21 protein-coding genes are annotated in these 18,381 nt (G+C 48.4%); 3 read left to right on the top strand and 18 right to left on the bottom strand.

Features of this window, described 5'->3' with window-relative positions; all coding sequences use genetic code 11:
• Nucleotides 1-308: 308 nt before the first annotated feature.
• Nucleotides 309-542 carry a DUF6926 domain-containing protein gene (locus tag BLU47_RS09600; protein ID WP_091961745.1) on the bottom strand — a complete coding sequence of 78 codons (234 nt, stop codon included), beginning with the start codon at nucleotides 540-542 and terminating at the stop codon, nucleotides 309-311.
• A gap of 260 nt (nucleotides 543-802) precedes the next feature.
• Here BLU47_RS09600 and BLU47_RS09595 point away from each other — a divergent pair, with 260 nt between their 5' ends.
• On the top strand, nucleotides 803-1,018 hold the full coding sequence (locus tag BLU47_RS09595) for a hypothetical protein (protein ID WP_091961743.1): 216 nt from the start codon (nucleotides 803-805) through the stop codon (nucleotides 1,016-1,018).
• Nucleotides 1,019-1,523: 505 nt separating this feature from the next.
• Here the strand turns inward: BLU47_RS09595 and radC are convergent.
• The gene (gene radC, locus BLU47_RS09590) at nucleotides 1,524-2,219 is read right to left on the bottom strand and encodes a RadC family protein (RefSeq protein WP_091961740.1); all 696 of its coding nucleotides are present in this window, start codon (nucleotides 2,217-2,219) and stop codon (nucleotides 1,524-1,526) included.
• Between the two features lie 2 nt (nucleotides 2,220-2,221).
• The gene (locus tag BLU47_RS09585) at nucleotides 2,222-2,758 is read right to left on the bottom strand and encodes a phosphoribosyltransferase (protein ID WP_143025524.1); all 537 of its coding nucleotides are present in this window, start codon (nucleotides 2,756-2,758) and stop codon (nucleotides 2,222-2,224) included.
• Nucleotides 2,759-2,847: 89 nt separating this feature from the next.
• Here BLU47_RS09585 and BLU47_RS14785 point away from each other — a divergent pair, with 89 nt between their 5' ends.
• Nucleotides 2,848-3,024 carry a hypothetical protein gene (locus tag BLU47_RS14785; protein ID WP_176780528.1) on the top strand — a complete coding sequence of 59 codons (177 nt, stop codon included), beginning with the start codon at nucleotides 2,848-2,850 and terminating at the stop codon, nucleotides 3,022-3,024.
• A gap of 90 nt (nucleotides 3,025-3,114) precedes the next feature.
• Here the strand turns inward: BLU47_RS14785 and BLU47_RS09580 are convergent, their stop codons facing one another.
• From BLU47_RS09580 to BLU47_RS09535, 10 genes are all read right to left on the bottom strand, one after another.
• Nucleotides 3,115-4,065: a DnaB-like helicase C-terminal domain-containing protein gene (locus BLU47_RS09580; RefSeq protein ID WP_176780527.1), complete on the bottom strand. Its 951-nt coding sequence runs from the start codon at nucleotides 4,063-4,065 to the stop codon at nucleotides 3,115-3,117.
• Between the two features lie 142 nt (nucleotides 4,066-4,207).
• On the bottom strand, nucleotides 4,208-5,446 hold the full coding sequence (locus BLU47_RS09575) for a hypothetical protein (RefSeq protein ID WP_091961732.1): 1,239 nt from the start codon (nucleotides 5,444-5,446) through the stop codon (nucleotides 4,208-4,210).
• 5 nt (nucleotides 5,447-5,451) lie between these two features.
• On the bottom strand, nucleotides 5,452-5,949 hold the full coding sequence (locus tag BLU47_RS09570) for a hypothetical protein (protein WP_255402143.1): 498 nt from the start codon (nucleotides 5,947-5,949) through the stop codon (nucleotides 5,452-5,454).
• A 12-nt stretch (nucleotides 5,950-5,961) separates the two neighbouring features.
• Entirely contained in the window at nucleotides 5,962-6,792 is an 831-nt protein-coding gene (locus BLU47_RS15175; protein WP_255402142.1) for a topoisomerase C-terminal repeat-containing protein, read from the bottom strand.
• 24 nt (nucleotides 6,793-6,816) lie between these two features.
• Entirely contained in the window at nucleotides 6,817-7,539 is a 723-nt protein-coding gene (locus BLU47_RS09560) for a hypothetical protein (protein ID WP_091961730.1), read from the bottom strand.
• Between the two features lie 13 nt (nucleotides 7,540-7,552).
• On the bottom strand, nucleotides 7,553-8,749 hold the full coding sequence (locus BLU47_RS09555; RefSeq protein ID WP_091961727.1) for a toprim domain-containing protein: 1,197 nt from the start codon (nucleotides 8,747-8,749) through the stop codon (nucleotides 7,553-7,555).
• A gap of 17 nt (nucleotides 8,750-8,766) precedes the next feature.
• Nucleotides 8,767-10,092 (bottom strand): zincin-like metallopeptidase domain-containing protein, encoded by a 1,326-nt coding sequence (locus BLU47_RS09550; protein WP_091961724.1) that lies wholly within the window; start codon nucleotides 10,090-10,092, stop codon nucleotides 8,767-8,769.
• Between the two features lie 6 nt (nucleotides 10,093-10,098).
• Nucleotides 10,099-10,305 (bottom strand): hypothetical protein, encoded by a 207-nt coding sequence (locus BLU47_RS09545; RefSeq protein WP_091961721.1) that lies wholly within the window; start codon nucleotides 10,303-10,305, stop codon nucleotides 10,099-10,101.
• A gap of 41 nt (nucleotides 10,306-10,346) precedes the next feature.
• Nucleotides 10,347-11,300 (bottom strand): hypothetical protein, encoded by a 954-nt coding sequence (locus tag BLU47_RS09540; protein ID WP_091961719.1) that lies wholly within the window; start codon nucleotides 11,298-11,300, stop codon nucleotides 10,347-10,349.
• 407 nt (nucleotides 11,301-11,707) lie between these two features.
• Nucleotides 11,708-12,481: a DUF4099 domain-containing protein gene (locus BLU47_RS09535; RefSeq protein ID WP_091961716.1), complete on the bottom strand. Its 774-nt coding sequence runs from the start codon at nucleotides 12,479-12,481 to the stop codon at nucleotides 11,708-11,710.
• A 61-nt stretch (nucleotides 12,482-12,542) separates the two neighbouring features.
• Here BLU47_RS09535 and BLU47_RS09530 point away from each other — a divergent pair, with 61 nt between their 5' ends.
• A complete protein-coding gene (locus tag BLU47_RS09530) occupies nucleotides 12,543-13,634 on the top strand; it encodes a peptidoglycan DD-metalloendopeptidase family protein (protein WP_369796974.1) in 1,092 nt (363 codons plus the stop codon).
• Between the two features lie 3 nt (nucleotides 13,635-13,637).
• Here BLU47_RS09530 and BLU47_RS09525 read toward each other — a convergent pair whose 3' ends face one another.
• From BLU47_RS09525 to BLU47_RS09505, 5 genes are all read right to left on the bottom strand, one after another.
• Nucleotides 13,638-14,273 carry a TraX family protein gene (locus BLU47_RS09525; protein WP_091961712.1) on the bottom strand — a complete coding sequence of 212 codons (636 nt, stop codon included), beginning with the start codon at nucleotides 14,271-14,273 and terminating at the stop codon, nucleotides 13,638-13,640.
• A gap of 62 nt (nucleotides 14,274-14,335) precedes the next feature.
• On the bottom strand, nucleotides 14,336-14,818 hold the full coding sequence (locus tag BLU47_RS09520) for a helix-turn-helix domain-containing protein (RefSeq protein ID WP_074759983.1): 483 nt from the start codon (nucleotides 14,816-14,818) through the stop codon (nucleotides 14,336-14,338).
• Nucleotides 14,819-14,821: 3 nt separating this feature from the next.
• Nucleotides 14,822-17,140, bottom strand: a complete 2,319-nt coding sequence (locus BLU47_RS09515) for a type IV secretory system conjugative DNA transfer family protein (RefSeq protein ID WP_074759982.1) — start codon at nucleotides 17,138-17,140, stop codon at nucleotides 14,822-14,824.
• 79 nt (nucleotides 17,141-17,219) lie between these two features.
• A complete protein-coding gene (locus BLU47_RS09510; protein WP_143025523.1) occupies nucleotides 17,220-17,867 on the bottom strand; it encodes a DUF1566 domain-containing protein in 648 nt (215 codons plus the stop codon).
• 11 nt (nucleotides 17,868-17,878) lie between these two features.
• Nucleotides 17,879-18,376: a hypothetical protein gene (locus tag BLU47_RS09505; RefSeq protein ID WP_091961705.1), complete on the bottom strand. Its 498-nt coding sequence runs from the start codon at nucleotides 18,374-18,376 to the stop codon at nucleotides 17,879-17,881.
• Nucleotides 18,377-18,381: the final 5 nt, after the last annotated feature.

The following is an 18,381-nucleotide window of genomic DNA, read 5'->3' as shown; positions in this document are numbered from 1 at the left end:
GCGCCCCGGCTCTCGTTGTACTAATCAATTTGGGATTTGAACCTGAAATGCGTTTCTAAACCTCAAATCAGCTTGTCATTCCATATTTTTCAAGGCTGCGACCAATGACGGGAGCAGCCGACGGACTGTAAGGGAAAGAAATGCCCGACACCGCTACACCGATTGATAACAGTGCCGGGCTGATGTTTCATAGTGTAGATTTTATATCTTGTAGTCTATCGTCTCTTTGAAAATGACCTCCCTATTCTCACGAACCGAGAGGCCGCCTAACAATATGCACAAACTGATGTGCAGACAGAAAAGTTCAATCAATAGCCGTACATCACCGCATCATAGACCTCGCAAGGTTGGCCGAACTCAGGAGTCAGAGAGAAATGTGGCTCTTGGCATGTGTCCCAATCAACGGAACATCCACGTGGGAAAGTCGCTGCCATAAAGCCGTCAATCAGCTCGATTTCGAGGTCACTCAGTCCTGTCGGGTCATCGTTGGCGATGTAGGGTACTGCATAAGCGGGAATTTGATACGTGTCGCAATGTCTCATATTTGCTATCTGTTTGAGGGTTTAACTTTTTCCCTTTGGTTTGGAGCCTTTGCTCCTTGCCGTTCGGGAATTGATTTTACGATGCCCGTAAAAGGTAGCCGTGCGGCGCATGACAATCGGAAGGTGTGTTGCCAACTGCCGAAAATACGCTCATCATGAAATAATGAGGAAGATTTTCGCCTGCTGGCAATGAAAACCGAGGCCATCCGACGACGGCTTCATACCTTTGCATCGTAAATTCATCTCCTGAACGCCAAGGAGTGGCTGGCAAGAACATCGGAACACCTTGCGGAGCAGCTTATGGCACGGCGGAAAGGGCAGGCGGAACGATGACAGAACTGCCAGCAGAGCCTCTGCCAGCAGTCAGCGGATTTCTGTCACAGGCTGAGTCATCGACCATCGGGAGTGCAGCCCGTGCGGAAATCTGCCGACTGTCTGACAATGGCTCGATGACCCTCACTTCCGTCCGTCCCTGAACGGAAGGCGAAAGCGGTGTCAGTAGTGACGTTCGCACTCGCTGCGGACATGACTACCGACACGGCTTTCGGGGAACTCCAGTATTCCAGGGATAAAGGCACAGTGCAGTATGACCATCGGAGATACCTATGTCCCGAAGCAGTGTCTGCGGCTCGTCCGCTGACTCTGAAATTGCCCTGCGCAATTTGGCCCCCTTGGACGGAACCTTTGCCTGCTGCCAGCAAGCCGTAAGCCGTCAGTCAGTACCGACTGATCAGTTGTCCGTGCAATACTTGTACTGCACAGACAGCGTAAGGAGCGTGCTGACCGACAGCCTACGGCAGCGGCAGTGGGTAGTGGTTCCGTCCCACATCCTCCCAATCCATCCGTAGCCCTCCCAATGATAAGGGCAAAGAACAATCGACCATCGGCGATACCTCTTTACGGGCGAAGCAGAACGGTTCGACCCGAAGGATGCGACCCATAGGGAGCATCCGACCCGACGAGGAAAAGGATGGAGAAGCCCTAAAGCTTCCCCACCTCATGATAACTGTAATAAGCCCCATCGGTCACTATCACATGGTCGAGGAAATGAATGCGCATCACCTCACATGCTTTCTTAATGGCCATTGTCAGCGTATCGTCGCACTTGCTTGGAGTCAGGCAGCCTGACGGGTGGTTATGCACAGCCGCGAGAATCGTGGCATTCGACAGCACCGCCTCACGCATCATCACGCGAATGTCGGCACACGTTTCGGTAATACCTCCCTGGCTAATACGTACCGACTTTATCAGCCGGTAGTTCTGATTCATCAGCAGGATATGAAACTCCTCCGTCTGCAGGTCGCGCATCCTTGGAAACATATAGTTGTAAATCCTCACTGCCGTACCCATGTCGGGCTTCGGCTCCGCTGCTGCCATCTGCCTGCGCCTGCCGAGTTCCACCGCTGCCATAATCTTACAAGCCGTCTGCACGCCCACGCCCTCGATGTCCTCCAACTCGTCGAAACGAGCCTTGCCGAGCGCATTGAGATTATTGCCGAACTTACGCAAGATGTTGTTGGCCACGTCAACGGCACTCTGCTGAGCCGTGCCGCATCCCACCAGCAGGGAAATCAGCTCTGCATCGCTCATCTGCTCTGCGCCGAGGTTCTGTAGTTTGTCACTTGGGCGGTCTTGTGGTGCCCACTGCTTAATGCTAAGTCTTAATGCTGCATTCATAATCAGTTATAATATTGTTTGGTTCTACGATAATTCTTTGTCTTGGCGAGGAAGAGCGTCATGCGCACGTCTGCCCCTGCTGCCTGCATCTGCTCGATGAAAGCGTTAGCGGTCTGACAGGTCGTGCAAATGTCATCTATCAGCAACACCCGCTTGCCTTGAAAGTAGTCGCTGTCTATCTGCACATTGCTCTCCGTCTGCTTGCCGTGCTTGCGGCTGATATGCACCTTTTCGCGCTTTCCGACCACTTGGATATGCTCAAAGCCGTTGATGGCTCCGCATTTGGCGCACACGTCAGCCGAGAACCGCTTATATCTGCGGTCGTTCGTGCGCTTGCAACTGGCAGGGATGCAAACGATGATGGTATTTGTCAAGTCCATCTGCGAGAGAGCCTTGCTTACAAGCTTCGTAGCCCAATGGGTAGCGAATCTCTGCCCTGCCTTGAACCCAAGCAGAAATCGGTCGGTCTCTTGCGTCTCGAAGTTCGCCTTGCGCATGTACCGCTGCGGAACGTAGTCTAAAAGTGCAATTTTGAGCATCTTGTATCTGAGTTTTAATCTTTTCCCTTTGGTTTGGAGCTTTTGCTCCTTGCCGTCTGCGGGACTTGTTTTTACGATGCTCACAAAAGGTGGCCGTCAGCGATAAGGCAGTCGGAAGGTTACGTTGCCAACAGTCCGAAATACTCGTTCACCAATGGGGAAAGGAAGATTTCTGTCTGCTGGCAATGAATACCGAGGCCATTCGACGACAGCCATTTACCTTTGCATCGGAAAATCTGGCACCGCCGACGGCCAAGGTGTTCTAAGACAAACAGGAAACAAAAAACCCACTCCAGTTACGAAGTGGGAATGAATATCGAAGATAACTGTCTCTACATGTTTTTCAGACTTTTCTTTTATAGAGGAAGACTCGATAAATTTTCTATAGGAATCTCATAATTATCCATTTCTGAAAAATCAATCATTCCTTCATTTGCAAATGCACCACAATCCTCACGGAAATCCAGCAAGAAATCACCGACAGGTCCTCTTACGTTCTTTGTAATGAAGATCTGAGCCTTATTATGGAGATCTCGCCCATAGCCATCCTCATAGATTTTATAAACAGACGGACGGTTGACTATCATAAGCACATCAGAGTAGCCATCTATGCTTTCTCTGTCATTGAGTTCTTTAATAGTTGGGTGCATCTTCTCATAATTAGATTCACCAACAACACCATTCATATAGGCTGTAATGAAGATAGGAACGTTCAATTCGCGAGCAAGTTGTTTCACTCTGCCGACCATTGATGTTTCAAAATGATGATGATATACCAATTCTATGCCATCAAGGAAAATTGCTTTGAGATGATGCTTTTCCACAGCATTCTTGCACATATCGCAGATTGGTCCTTCTTCAAAATGAAGGGAATCTTCAATAATAATGGGAGCTTGTACTAGTTTATCCATCTTGTCATTAAGAATTGACCATTGCCTGTCATTTATATCTCCATTAAGAAGGTTCCTAAGCGGCAATCCTGCTTGCAATGCAATCAACCGGTCAACACTTGCTTCCTTGACGTATCTTAATGAGTAGAACAACACGGGGATTTTATTCTCCACAGCCATATTCCTCATTATGGACATCTCCAATGACAACCTACCCATATTTGACCTGCCTGCTATCGTTATCAGTTCACCTTCTTGAAATCCACACACCGCTTCATCCAATCTATAGAAACCTGAGTGCAAGCCGGGTGTCCCTGTATTCAAAGCAGCCCTTCGAATAAGTCGCTCCAGCGATCTCTTGGTACAAGTACCAACATGTAGCAGCTCTTCCTGCCTATTCTCATTTGATTTATTCATATGCAATATCGTATTTTTAATGATAACTTTTGAAGTAAAAACCTCACGGCCTTCACAGGAGGTGAGGGAATGCATAATCTGATTAATCGTATGAACTAAAAGATATTATCCTGAAAATACTTAGTACCTTAATACTAACCTATTATATCTTGACCATAGCCGACTGGCTGCGACTGGCGAGCTGGCTTATCTCTGTGCCATAGCTCTGCTGGAGTGCCGATCTCAGCAGCACTTCTTTCTCAGCTCCACCAGTCAGCCGCAGGTATCTGATGCCCATTTCCGGCGTGATTTCCTTGTCGGGCAAGTCCACCCCATTCAGGCGAGCCCACACCATGTAGTCGCCATTGCGGGTTTTCTTGATTCCACTCTCATTGAAGTGTAGTGTCTCGTTCAGCCCTTCGTTCAGCGGACTCGGCTTCACGGCGAGTTCATCCCTCGACTCCATAATCCGGCTTTCCTCTATCAGAACGTCGTCCGCCTCGGAGAGAACCTTGTCCACCTGATTGATGTTCAGCATCACCATCGGCACGACGAGACCGTTACCAGCGTCTCTGTCCCAAAGCTTCAGATGATACTTGCTGGCCATCGACACCGCGTCGTCACCCAGAGCCTCGTAGAAGTCCTGCTGCTCCGTCAGCACATGGTCGTAGCGATACTTACTGAGGAAAGAGTTGTATTCCTCCATAATATCATCCGTCTTCAGCTGCCGTTGCATCTCCACCGAATTGTAGTTTAACAGCGTGTGCTTCACATCTTCGAGCTGAGTATTCAGCATGTTACCCGTACTGATGATATAATCTCCACCACCCATCATGTTCCATTCCTGGCCGTAAACCAGATTGATGGTCTTGCCGCTTTCTGTGAACAGATTGACGCTTCCGCGACCATCGAAATCGACGAAGCATATATCCTCTGTGGTGTCAATGTCGCCGTCTTTCGAGTAGATGGGGAACTTCCCAAGATTCACGATGGCATGATCATTGCGGTTAAACTGAAGCAGATAGTCCAAGGTCTGCTGAGCCAAAGAAAGCCTGTCGGCCTTATAATCCTCTTCCGATGACCATCCGGCAACATTGATTTCAGCGTGTTTCCAGAGACTGATAGGATTCAAGTCAGTGAGCAACAATGCTTCTCTGCCCTCATCACTGAGATTCATCCAACTGATGGCACCTTCATCCATCAGCTTTTCACTCGTCTGCCACCCCAGCACTTCAAAAATTCTGTTGGCATCATCGTCAAAGACAAACCAATTGTCACCATTCGGGAAAATAACAATGTCATCACGCCGGCTCTTTATCTTCGCGCGCTCTTTTCTCAAAGCCCGGATGTCATCCGAGAAAGTTTCGTCATTACCGACGGTATTCATTCTTTCTTGTGTCATAGTCGTTATGGTAATGGAAACTCGATAGTTTTGATAATCACACCATCTTCCTTGTCGAAGAAGAACCAGCGTTCGGCGCGGTAGTCCATTTCGTGCCCGCCTTTTGCCTCGTAGTCAATCTTCACCTTCCAGCCGTTCCATTCGCCTTTCTTGTCACACTCGGACAGCATTCCTCTCAGGTCGGCATTAGCCCTCATCTGACGCTCTGCCAGGTTGATGACATAATCATCACTGGGGTCGAAGGTTTCCATATTGTTCGTGCGGCTCATTATCTGCTTCGTCACCTTCTGCATTGTGGCCATCACAGCCTTCTTCTCTTCCGGTGACAGATAACTTGTCCCGAAAGTGGAGTCAGGCTCAGACACACCGAGGATCTTCACGTCCGTACTCTCGCCCAGGGATTGGCAGAGACTGATCTCCGCCAAATCCTTCATCTGCTGATTCTTGTCCGAGCATGCTGTCATTCCAAGCAGGACAGCCACTGCTATCATGAGTTTCTTCATTATTTCTGCAATTTAAATTCTGATTACCTGATTCTCCTTGTTCAATCCAAGGCGCTTGTAGTAAATCGTGCCGTCCTCCTTAAATAGTTCCAGCACTTCCTTGGTCTGTCCATCCTCACATATCTGTCTGGCTTCCTCCACAGTCACCTCATGACCCGAAATGTTCCGCCAGATGGAGAAGTTACAGGGATGATCCTTATCCTTGTAGTTACTGCAGTTGTAGGCTTTCATGCCCACATGTATCTCACCTCCGCAGACAGGACATTTGGTTATCTTCGACTCCAAGGACACACTTCCTTTCTCATTCAGCTGAAGCGTAGAGGAGAACATATGTCCGTCGTTCGTAGAAAAGCCGTCAAGTGTCAACCGCTCACCACTGAGGAATCTCTCCACTTCCTCGTCCGTAATCTTACGGTTGCAGATGATCCCCATCATATAGAAGTCGCAGGTAGGGTTTGGCCCGACATGATTTTCACAGGCATAGCCCTTACTCGTTTTCTTCACTCTTCCACCGCATATAGGGCAGCGGCCTTCCATATAGTGAGATACGAAATCCAGATGTACTTTACCATCTTCGATGATGAACATGGCCAGGAATGGCTGGTTCTTCTTGTTCTTCATCTCCATGATGCCCGTCCTGCCCTCACTGAGCAGCTGACGGCAAATCTCCTCCGTCATTTCCACCCCATGCATCTTGCGGTGGATGACGAACTGACAACGCCGACCCTCCTTGGTCGTGCCGTTGCAACAGAATCCCAATGGCGACTCCATTACGTCGCCACCACATACGGGACATTTTCCAATTACATTCTTTTCTGTCATTTCTATCTTTTCTCTTGTCATATTGTTAGCTTCTTCTTCCATCCCTTACAGATACTGCCAATCGTATATCAGACCTTCCACGATAGCCTTACCTGACATGACTGATGCCCAGCCTACAGGGTCAAGTCCGTACCAGAGGTCATTCCAAGAGTACGTCCTGATCTGCCATGCCAACAGCCAAAGGTCAGTATTGATGCTCTCCAGCTTAGTGACTACCTCATTGGCAACATAGTACCGTTCAGCCGAGTTCAGCAGGTTCACCTTGTGTTTCTTGTTCACTGGATTGCCCTTCTCGTCGTAATCCGATACGTTGTAGCTGCCACTGGTCACCAACTGCTTCATGAACGGATAGAGGCTAGCCATCTGCGTAGCTGCATCCGTCAGTTCGTCCGAAACCAGTATGGCGATAGCCGTACCCTTCAGATGACCAGGCAGCGACTTCTTCACAAGATTCATGTTCTGCGGAATCTCAGTAGTCACCAGTTCTGCAGCACGTTTTATCTGATAGAGGTTCTGCATGGCTCCCTGCGCATTCGACAGGTACTCCAGCATCTGATCCTCCACCTTGTGCATCCTGTCCATTGCTACAGTTACAGCCGTCTCAGCGGCAATAATCTTCTTCTGGGTCTTCTCACGCTTGCTGAACAGGCTGTTCAACATGGCACTTTGTGCGCCAACCGCTGCCGTCAGGGTAGGGTCAGTCTGCTGTGCAAAGCACTCATTCGAGAGTACCAGAAGCGAAATGAAACAAATCAGTTGTCTTTTCATCGTCTTTCCGTTTTTAAAGTTTCACACCTTTAGCCCTGTCCTCTGCCAGCTTCTCGTTGCGCTGGTATTTGTTAGCCAGAGCCATCGGCTCCATCGGTTTGTTCATGGCCTGGTCGTTCCAGTCCTTGAAAGCCTTGGCAGGCTTCCACTCAGCCACACGAGGGTTCACCTCCATGAACTTGGCCAGTTCGTGTATCGATGCCGTTGCTGCATCCATCACATGCTCCTGGCCTTTGACAGTCAGATGAACCTCCTCGTTTGTCTTTGAAATATTGAAATGAACGCCGTCCATCAGCCCTGCCATACGGATGCCATAGATACGTCCGTTCAGATCGTTGTCACAACAGTCAACCGCCTTAGCCAGACCATAATGACGCATGATGCCAGAAAACTGCTGATTGGAGAACGAACCACCAAGCGACACAAAAACGGAACTATCCTTCTCAATCTTCTGGCGGTTGAGTTGATAAAAGGCCATGATGTCATATCCACTTTCCCCAAAGAACACGTTCTTCACGTTATCGGGATTGCCGTCTGACATATCCACAATCCATGCAGCAGAGGAAGAATTAGTTCCTGCAGCCTTACTCTTATACCCTTTATAGCCTCGAATCTCGTAACCTGCCACTTCATCAGATCCAGGCACCTTGTAGGGGAAGCCCAGATTGAAGTTGTCGTAGTTCTTGGCCTGAAGGTCTTTGACACGGACAAGGTAAGGAGCGAACTCCTCCACCGTTTCCTGACGGATGCCGCGAGGCTCAAAGTAACTCATCACATGATGCATGTGCTCTGCTGCAGGAGTCACCTCCCAGCGTTTCGGGTCAAACGGCTGGTTGTCCTTGTAGCCAGCTTTCTCCAGATACTTGCTGTCACCATAGTCAGGAATAGGCTCATTGGCAAATTTTGCCATTACCTTTTGGGCTTTCTCCCATTTGTCCTTCCCCGATTCTGAAAAACTGTTGATATTCTCCATAATCAAATCTACTACATCACCGCCTTTCGCTCCACTCCGATGGAAATAGAGCTGACTGACCTTGGATTTCGGATTGCTGATGACCAAGGTGTCAGTGTTACCACCCCTGCCGTCTGGCAAGGCCATCTCGATATACTTGCCTACGCCAGCCTCTCTTTTCAACCGGTAGCCCAGGGAATAGGCGATGTCATCCACGCCTACCTTCTCTTTGAGTGCCTTGAAACTTGCATTTGTCATACTCCTCCAAATTTCAGTTAACCTACTTTATAACCTCTTGTCTGATGCAGATTCAACTTACTGATGTCAGCGGCATAGCTACTGTTCAGCGTCGTGGTCAGCAGACGTTCCTTCTCCTTGCCATCTGGTAGCGAGAAATAGCGGATGCCTATCTCACGGGCTACAGGCTTCATCTCCAGTTCCGTACCGTTCAGTGAGGCACGGGCTGCAAACTCACCATTCTTCTGCTTGACGATGGCAGCGTTCTCGAAGTTGGCACCCGCAGGCTCCAAATTCGTACCTTTCCGGTTAAGGATTGTAGTCTCACCGAGGGCAATCTTCTGCTCATCAATCTTCTCCAACAGCATGTTTGAAGCCTTGTTCACATCAGAGAGAATACTCAGAATGATCTTTGGGTTCTCCCGCAGGTTCTGAATCCACCCTTGGATATAGGCGGTGTTGTTATCGAGGATGCGCTTGTCGAAGCCGAGAGAGTTACCGACAACAGCGGCAGTCATTTCAGCTACATACTCCTCATGACCATACTGCTTGTCACCGAACTGCTTACCTTTGACACGGTTCAGGCGCTCAGGCGTACCTGTCGAGTGAGTGGCCTCATGGAGAAACGTTGAGTAGTATTCCATACCGTCCTTATAGATCTCCTCCGGCGTACTGCTGATGTTGAACTGTGACTTCATCGGAATGACGATTCGGTCTTTCGAGGGAGAGAAGGATGCACCAGAAGCCATCTGGTCATACTGCACAGGGCAGAGCCATTCCTGACGCTGGAGCATGCGGTCAATGGCTGCATTGACGTACATTCCCTTGTCATCACGCAGTTCGGGAGCCTTGAAACGTTCCTGAAGCTTCGCATATTTCTCTGGATTGACTTCTGCAAGATTCGTCTGATCGACATTGAACTCCTTATATACACGGAGGATGGGCGTAGATGTCAGTGCATTACGTTCCTCCTTGGTCATCATATCGATGTCGCTGCGGTCAACCTTCTTGCCGTTCTGGTCCTTATAGAGCATGTCCCAGAAGATGACAGGCATGGACTCCGCACCCTTATTGATGCGAAGTCCCATGTTCTGTGCTTGCAGGAAAGTCATATAGAGCGGCATCTTGTAGCCGTTCATGGCGGTGTCGAGCTGGAGGAAGAAGGAGTTACCACCGTTCAGGGTTCCGCTGGCGATGTTCTGCGGAAGGCCGTAGCCTCCTGTACCATCAATCCAGCCCTTTTTCCAGTGACTCTCCTTCATTTCCTCCATTCGGGCAATCATCATGTCGGCAAACTTCTCGATGGCAAGCTGCGTCTGCGGCTTGCTGTCGCTATGCTTATGATAATTCTTTCCGTTCTGCATAACTGATTAAGCTGTTGCCAATAACTCTATAGTCTTTGCGTCTGTCATTTCAACAAACAACTCGGCATTTTCTTCAGTGGGTTCTTCACCATGATCCTGGCACCACTGTTTGTACTCATCGGCATCGTCGCCTTTCATTACGAAGTCGAGCCAACCAATCTTGCCATCCTGCTTCATCTGCACCAGTTCATCGTAACTTTTATTCTGTTCCATTGTGTTCTTGCTTTAATGATTAAACCTGTTGATGATTCTCTTTATAGCTTCAGTCCCAGACTGGTTTCCTGTTTCACCCCCATCTTCTCGTTGATTTCGGGAGTGAGGTACTTGGCTGCCAGCTGCTGACGGGTAGCCGTCTTGGTATGGAACAGAGCATAGCCGTCATCAAAGCTCAGTTCCTTCTTGGCTGTAATGCCACGTTCGCCCATGTCGGCAGAGATACGCCACTTGTTGTCCGCGTCTTTTGAGACACGGATATCCTTGATTTCTGCTCCTTCGGGCAGTTTGAACTGTTCGTAGTGTGAAGCGAGGTGAAGACGCTGACCAAAATTCTTCTCCACAAGCTGGGAAGGAGTGGTCACGCGGTCGAAATAAGCATTCAGGTCATGGTTGGGGAGCGTCGTTGACATCTTCTGCTCACCCACCTGGGCATAGAGCATCCATTTGCCGAAGTTCTGGCTTTGTTCGTTAGCCTCCTTATAGACGTTCATCTTGTCGATGACGCGACCATCGGAAAGCGTGTTGGAAGCTTTGTATTCCTCAACAGGAATCTGCTTCATCAGCTTGGTGGGGTAGTAGGTCTGCATCAGCTGTTCCACTGTGCGTTCCTTCTTGCTGTATGCGGCAACATCCTCTGGAGTCATCTTCTGTGGATGCAGTTCCTTGCCGTCAATCTTGGCGGTAAAGAACCAGTCCTCCGGATTCTTGTTCGACTGGTAGGCATGGGCATGAGTGACCTTGCCACCATTGACAGTCACCATCTGCGGCTCACGGTGCTGCTTCTCGCCCTGCTGCTCTTCCTTCTTGGGAGCTTCAGCGGCAGACAGCTGCTTGCCGTCAGCCTTCTTCTCAGTCTTGGTGGATGACTCTTTCGGCTCCTCCTCTGATGTGGATGCGGCCTTATTCTTACTTGCAGACTTTTTCTTTGGCTGGGTTTCTGCCACGGCCTCGACGGGTTGCTGCTTAACCTCTTGATCCTTTTTCTTTGCCATAATCGTTTTTATTAAAAGTTTATGAAAGGTAAACTTCACTCAAAAACTGGGTTGTTACTCACCTGCTCATCAGGCGTATTTTCCCATCGATTATGCTTGGAAGCAAGGTGTTGCCACCCTACACCAATCGTTTTGCAACGTGGTTGTTGGAACCTTACCAGACCTTATTTCAAGGCCTGGCAAGGGGGAATATAAATAGAATGGCAACATTGTATTCAGGCATATCTTCAAGTGAAAATGCGCCATCGCCTATCTTTAGGCAATCAGGGAATACAATTTAAAGTCCCCACCTTATGGTACTCGGATTCGGGTTACGGTGGTTATAATATTAAAGCGACCCATCAAATGGTGCAACTGATATCTTATATAATCTCTCTTACCTTATTATATATAATACAGTGGGTTGATTACAGCTTCAGTCCGGAGCTGTTCTTCTCTTCTTTCTTAACGGTATTCTTTACGTTATCCTTCTTACTCTGCTCATTGACACACTTCTGGTATTCCCAGCGGTTCTCGTCCGTCTGGACATAGCCCATGTAGTCGTCATGTTCAAGGTCGTACTTGATCTTCATCTGACGGTTCCATTCATCCATATCGCCATTGACCACCTTAAAGCCCTGCTGCTCACGGAGGTCAACACCGACAACGACCTTCTGGTCACCGACATTCAGTTCAATAGGCTTGCCTTCCTGTGCCTGCTGTTTCTGGTTCGCACCCAGCTCAATGTGGTTGATCTTCTCCATGTCTTTAAGCTTTTCAGCAATACGGACATGGGCGACACTGCGAGGGATGAGAGCATTAGTCTCTTTGTCGAGCTGGATGAACTTCATCTTTCGGATGCCGTTCTCTTCCAGTTCCTTACGGATAACCTCACCGTTCTTCACACGATTCAACTCACGGGGAGTCAGACAATAGTCGTTCTGAATTTCCTTTGTACGCTGGTAGGTAAGCAGTTTGACACTACCGTCATCATCACGACTGAGCTGAATCTTCATGGGAATGGCAATCGTCTTACCGTTCTTGGCCTTGATGCGGGCTTCGATGATGGGTGACACCCTTCCGTTGATGATTGGATCGACCAGATTCTTGGGCATTGACAGGAATGCATCCTTGCTGATGCCAAGTTTCTCCAACTTCTCATAAGGAATTTCTTCCTCTAAAAAAGAATATTTACTTATCATATTTGTTAAAATATTGATTAACTTTGCTGCAAAGTTACGGATGTTTTATCAGAAAAGCAATATGAATAGAGTGATTTTTATGTTTTTATTACTAGAATTGGCATATATCAAGAGTTATGCCCAGTTTTTCACCATTATGCCCGATTCTGGTCAATCAACGAGATTGGCCGATGAAACTGCCTATGGTGACAGTATTAACAACCCTAACGCCCAGCATTCAGGCACTATAAGGACAGAAGCAGACAGTCTGATGATGGCTAAAAGGGAAGATAACCTGTTTCCGTCAACCAAAGGCCTTCCTATCTCAATAGAAAAGAGAGTGCTGGTATTTGGACACGTGAGAAACAACCCCCTTTTGCAGCTTCTCGAACAACGGGTGACGGTCTGCCTCCCCTTGGATTATATGACTGTCAACTCCAGATACGGCTACCGAAAGGATCCTGTATATAGATGTGAGCGTTTCCATGACGGTATAGACTTGAAATGCAACTATGGCAATGTCTATGCCATGATGCCAGGTATCGTCAAGGAGGTTCATCGTGGCACCAGAGGCTATGGGAACTATGTCATTCTCCAGCATGGAAGCATCGAGTGTCTGTATGGGCATCTGAGTGTCATTGCCGTTAATGAGAATGATGTGGTAGAGGCAGGTGACATCGTAGCGATCTCTGGAAATACTGGAAAATCGACAGGGCCACACCTTCATTTGCGGCTGAGGAAAGGAGGGAAAAGCATCGACCCGCAGCCCTTTGTCAACTATCTGAATGACTACATCGATGACCTTCAGGACAGAATAGCGACCTTGAAGTTCGGTGGAAAGCCTGACAGGGAACTGAATATCGAGAATCTTGCCAGAGTGCTGGAACAATACCATGTCAAATATCCCAAGATAGTCATTGCCCAGTCCCTTTTGGAAACGGGCTACTACACGTCGCGGGTTTGCTGGGAGTGCAAGAACCTTTTTGGCCTGCGCCGTCCAAGTGATGGCAGCTACTATAAGTTCGACCGATGGGAGGACAGCGTGAAAGCTTATCGGGACTATGTGCAGTATAAGTACAAGGGTGGTGACTATCTCCAGTTCCTCAACCGAATCGGCTATGCAGAGGATAAGTCGTATGTCCTGAAGGTGCGCCAGATTGCCAAAACCTTATAACGGCTATCTGAGCCAGTATATCAGCATCAGGTGTAAGGGGTAGAAGGCATAGAAAGCATATTTCATGGCCTTCCCCCTTATAAATCCTCGTTCACCGTTGTAGAGCCAGATGACGGAAAAGGCCATCATGATACCGATGATGCCGTATTCATACATCAGCGGTATGCCGAAAAGCGTCTGTATGTCAGGTCTGCCACGGAACATATAGAAGATGAGCACCAGCCCATATCCTTTCCAAGAGTAGTCCGTGTCAACGAGCAAGGTGACAAGTCCAAGGAGTGCAACAGAAACTGCTATTGCCCAATGTTGCTTCAGATTCTCAATGGCATAAAGCCCCAGAAGTCCGGCCAACAGCGTAAACAGGACATTATGACTGCCATCATGGTTCAGCAGCAGCCAGGGAATCTCCGATACCAGGGCAAAAGCAAAGAGGCTCAGCATATACTTCTGTCTGTTCCTTGAATAGACAAAGCCCTCTGCCAACAGGAAGGCGAATGTCGGGAAAGCAATACGTCCGACAGTCCGCATCAGTTCATAGAGATACGGATTGGAACAACCATAGTAATAAGCCACATGGTCTATAGTCATTGAGAGCATGGCGATAATCTTCAGCCAGCTCCCACTAAGATCTTTCGTCATTTCGTTATCCTAAAAAGTATTCAAAAAAGGCTGTCAGAAAAAACCGACAGCCCATTCATATCTTAGAGAAGTTCGATGGTTTTCTCCAGTGACTTTAATAAATCTTCTGACTGTTGCTTGGTGGCTTCCATCATGCGTTTATTCAAATCCTGAAACATGTCTTCCGTATGCTTCTCAATAATGATTTTTACGTTATCTTTGAAATCCTGCTGCATATTGGCTATATAGCCCTTGGAGTTTTGCTCCAACAATTGCAGGCGAGCCTTGACATGGCTTTGCAGAGCAGGATTCTTATCGTAGTTTTCATCATCGTCTGGATCAAAGTTCTTACTTAGCAATCTGTTCATATCAACGCTGATGGAGTAAAAGACAAGAGCGGCAACCGTAGAAGTCGTAATCTCACCCCTCTCCATACGCGAAATAGTAAGAGGTGCGCAACCTATTTCTTTGGCAACATCTGCCTGTGTCATCTTCAGGTGCTGTCTTACCTTCTGGAGTCTCTCGCCCAGAACCTTCACATCCAACTTCTCTACTAATTCATTCATACCTTACGGCGTTTGAGGGGTTATACCAAGAAGCTCGGAAATCATAGCGTCCACTTCATCATTTATACGCTTGAAATTGCGGTTAAGCATAATTTCTTTTTCCTTATCGCTTGCAAAGTTATACATTTTCGGCAAATTTTGGTAGTATTTCTCTTCCTTTTTGATCTTTTCCATATCAAAATTTGTCTTGCAGAAGTATTTGGTGGTCTTGAACTCCTCCGATTCCTCGATATTGAACACATCAAGAGATGCCTTGTCCGTTGGTGTGAAGTCACGGGCTGCCTGACCAGCAAGCCATCCTGTAGCCATGTCCGCTATCTTGGCTGCAGGAACGAGATAGTCCATCTTCTCCTGAATGGAGGTTGATACCCGCTGCTCATTGATAGTGACAGACTTGGAGGTTTGCTTGGCCTTGCCGAACACGTCATTCTGTGCCCATTCCAGCGTTTCCTTGTTACGGGCGGCACCCATGAAGATGTTACCGCACGTTGTCAGTATTTTCTGCATTCCGACCTTACCATAGTCGGCTTCGAGCTGCGGCAGTTCCTGAAAGCCCAAGGTAACGGCAACCTTATTGCTTCTTGCCGTACCTATCAGACGGTCTATCTTGTGGAAGTAGAGAGTCGGCAGCTCATCGACGATGATAGAGACAGGTATGTTGCCCTTGCTGTTCACACGAGTCACGAGACGGTTCAGGATCAGTGCGTTCAATGAGCCGATAACCTGTTCCTTTTCAGGGTCGTTGGCTATGACAAGATAGGAAGGATGTGCCGGGTCTGAGATTTTCAGATCGAAGTCATCACCCGTAAACACCCAGTAGGCTTCGGGCGATACCAGACGGGCAGCGTTAACACGGAGCGTACCGACCATACCTTCCAACTGGTCGTTGGCCTTGTTCTTGTAGGCAGACTGGAACGGAGCCATCAGCGACATAATCTTCTCATCCTGCATCAGAATGTCAAAGACCTCGCTGTAGGGTCGGCCCAGGAATGACAGTACATGGGGCATGTCAGAAAACTCCCCTGTGATGGTGTCCGGCTCAACAATATTTCCCTCATCATCCTCATACCAAGCCTTATCAATGATAATCAGGTCACCGTTCATGTCCTTATACATGAATCCGTTCAAGTCCACGAACATACCATCTTCATCGGTGGCCACATTCCGGCTATGCTCATCGAGGAAGTCAAGGACGACCTTACCGTTCTCATCGACAGCGTTATAGTCCGTCCAATAACGGGTCACCAGTTTCAGCCGTTTGCCATTATAGAGAATGTAACGGGTCAGCTTCTTGCCATTCTTATAGCCTGTCGGGTGGAAGTTGATGAAGAAGTAGATGATGCTTGCCAGGAAGTTCTCAGCAGAGTTCTGGAAGAAAGCCTCTGAGCCGCCTTTCTTCTCGCTTCCCTTATTCAGAGCCTCCAGCAGAGTGGCGGCAGTCTCGGATGCTCCTGCCAAATCGGGGATATACTTACGTTGGATAGGATTCACGCGGTTGGAATACTCCACATCGGAGAAGTTGACGATATGGAAACCACAGTTCTCAGGCAAATGACCATATCGTTTATTCTTGCAGTACTGGTAGAACAATGTCTTTCCAAGCGTCGGAAACTTGTAGTCATAGACCATCATCGCAAAGCCCTTCGCGGCATGTTGCCGGATGAAGGGATCGATAATGCCGAATGACTTACCAGATCCAGGTGTACCAAGCACAATCGTACCACGAAAAGGATTGATGATGTTGATCCAGCCCTTATGCATACGACGTTTGAAGTAGTACACCATTGGGATATTTACAGAATACTCGTTAGCATTCAAGTCCTCGGACTGCTCAAATGACTCGTTCTCGAAGTTGAAGCGATCCTCACCAAGCTTGTAATTGTAGTAACGGGCGATGCCGTCACCCCCCTGATGCACCAACATGGTTCCAACGATGCTTGACAGGGCATAGAGTACGCGGTTGGTGGCAAAACCGCCAAGCTCGCCTCCCCACAAGCCATGCTGTAATACGATACAGAGGATAATCAGTGAGAATCCCATGACGATAGGGTATATCACCATCGTCTTGACATTGAATCTCAGACTCACCTTCGCCCTTGTACCGATACAGGTCACGGCGATACAGACCAGCTCTATAAACTTGCAGGATGACACGCTATTGAAAATCTGGAATCGGCCTATCAGTTCCAGCACGAACTGCGTGGCACGGCTCTCAGAGGTGATAGGCAGGTTCATCACCAGCTCGATAATCAAAAAGATATAGATGCAGCTACGAAAGATGTTATACATCTGCTGCTGTTCCTTTGTCTCTTCTGTTCCCATTGCTTATGTCTTTATCAAGAGAGGGGACTACCACTATTGTAAATAGCCCCCTCTCCATCGATTATGAAAGGTATAAGTGTTATCTGATCCTCAATACAGGGCGTACCCTGCCGGGTGTTGTCTTGATGGTCGAAGTCACAAAACCGCTTCGCACAGCCACACTCAGATAGTACATCTGCTCACTCTCCGACGAACCGCCGTCCTGAGTCGAGCTGACATACTGGCCATCGGAAAAGGGCTCGCCACCGATCATACGCATGGAGTTCTCCACAACAGGCAGCATAGATGCCAATGCTCTCAGCTCTCCTGCCGACGGCAAAGCCCAGCTTGCCATAGGCGAACGGAAACCTGCCACAGCCTCGGCTGCAGGAGTGGGAATCTCCGATACCAGCAAGGCTGCTGTGTTCTCTGCACCGCACAGAGTACGGCTGTCACTATCCACGCTACCGACAGTACCTAAAGAGTCAGCATAGGCATAACTGCCCAGCTCATGGGTAGAGACGACCAGAGCCGTGTCGCGGTTGCAATAGAAGATGACACCGACGGCTTGCTGACCATCCGCATCATAGCCCTGTGGTGAAACGACGGAGTTATCAGCCAGCAGAATATTCCCGACTCTCAGGCTTCCGTCAAACTCATCAGTATGTTCCTCGCAGGAGGTCATGCCTCCCATCACGGCTACAGCCATCATCAGCATAGCCGCATTGTTCTTGATATATTTCTTCATATCGCTCATGATTAGAATGGAATCTTCAGACCTATCAGAAGACCGTTGCGGAAGGAATCGCCATGCAGGAAATTAACCTGGTTCTTCTGAATCAATGAAAACTGAACACCAGAGGGAAAGACATAATTATATTCCAGTCCACCCTCCACAGCAAAGAAGTATCTGCCAGTATAGGCACCGAACTCCGGGCCGAAACGCAGTCTGAGGTTACTGTTCTTAAACTTCTTCAGGCAGTGCTTGTAAAGCAAACCACCATCCCAGTAATAGCCCTTCCAGAACACATCCTTGCAGATCTTGCCACATACTGGGTCACGTTGCCATTGGTTTCCTATCTCTGCCGTCAGTTCAACGGCATTACCATAGGTCAGTTCATGCTCATAGCCCAATGTGGCATTGAGAGTACTGTTGAACAGGAAACCTGCATTAAACGTAAAATACTCGTCTTTCTCACCTGCCATCGCTCCAGTACCCACCAGAAAGGACAGCATCACAAACAAGAGCTTCTTCATAGTGC

The organism is Prevotella sp. tc2-28 (genome assembly GCF_900107705.1).
Lineage (GTDB): Bacteria > Bacteroidota > Bacteroidia > Bacteroidales > Bacteroidaceae > Prevotella.
Note: the sequence above shows the minus strand (reverse complement) of the source record. Positions and strands in the feature narration are given on the sequence as shown.

Coding starts and splice junctions, on each gene's coding strand:
- BLU47_RS15175 (WP_255402142.1), bottom strand. CDS start 6,792: ATGACAAGAGAAAAGATAGAAATGACAGAAAAGAATGTAATTGGAAAA.
- BLU47_RS09545 (WP_091961721.1), bottom strand. CDS start 10,305: ATGGAACAGAATAAAAGTTACGATGAACTGGTGCAGATGAAGCAGGAT.
- radC (WP_091961740.1), bottom strand. CDS start 2,219: ATGAATGCAGCATTAAGACTTAGCATTAAGCAGTGGGCACCACAAGAC.
- BLU47_RS09515 (WP_074759982.1), bottom strand. CDS start 17,140: ATGGGAACAGAAGAGACAAAGGAACAGCAGCAGATGTATAACATCTTT.
- BLU47_RS09505 (WP_091961705.1), bottom strand. CDS start 18,376: ATGAAGAAGCTCTTGTTTGTGATGCTGTCCTTTCTGGTGGGTACTGGA.
- BLU47_RS09530 (WP_369796974.1), top strand. CDS start 12,543: ATGAATAGAGTGATTTTTATGTTTTTATTACTAGAATTGGCATATATC.
- BLU47_RS09600 (WP_091961745.1), bottom strand. CDS start 542: ATGAGACATTGCGACACGTATCAAATTCCCGCTTATGCAGTACCCTAC.
- BLU47_RS09550 (WP_091961724.1), bottom strand. CDS start 10,092: ATGCAGAACGGAAAGAATTATCATAAGCATAGCGACAGCAAGCCGCAG.
- BLU47_RS09580 (WP_176780527.1), bottom strand. CDS start 4,065: ATGAATAAATCAAATGAGAATAGGCAGGAAGAGCTGCTACATGTTGGT.
- BLU47_RS09520 (WP_074759983.1), bottom strand. CDS start 14,818: ATGAATGAATTAGTAGAGAAGTTGGATGTGAAGGTTCTGGGCGAGAGA.
- BLU47_RS09525 (WP_091961712.1), bottom strand. CDS start 14,273: ATGACGAAAGATCTTAGTGGGAGCTGGCTGAAGATTATCGCCATGCTC.
- BLU47_RS09575 (WP_091961732.1), bottom strand. CDS start 5,446: ATGACACAAGAAAGAATGAATACCGTCGGTAATGACGAAACTTTCTCG.
- BLU47_RS09535 (WP_091961716.1), bottom strand. CDS start 12,481: ATGATAAGTAAATATTCTTTTTTAGAGGAAGAAATTCCTTATGAGAAG.
- BLU47_RS09585 (WP_143025524.1), bottom strand. CDS start 2,758: ATGCTCAAAATTGCACTTTTAGACTACGTTCCGCAGCGGTACATGCGC.
- BLU47_RS09570 (WP_255402143.1), bottom strand. CDS start 5,949: ATGAAGAAACTCATGATAGCAGTGGCTGTCCTGCTTGGAATGACAGCA.
- BLU47_RS09555 (WP_091961727.1), bottom strand. CDS start 8,749: ATGACAAATGCAAGTTTCAAGGCACTCAAAGAGAAGGTAGGCGTGGAT.
- BLU47_RS09540 (WP_091961719.1), bottom strand. CDS start 11,300: ATGGCAAAGAAAAAGGATCAAGAGGTTAAGCAGCAACCCGTCGAGGCC.
- BLU47_RS09560 (WP_091961730.1), bottom strand. CDS start 7,539: ATGAAAAGACAACTGATTTGTTTCATTTCGCTTCTGGTACTCTCGAAT.
- BLU47_RS09510 (WP_143025523.1), bottom strand. CDS start 17,867: ATGAAGAAATATATCAAGAACAATGCGGCTATGCTGATGATGGCTGTA.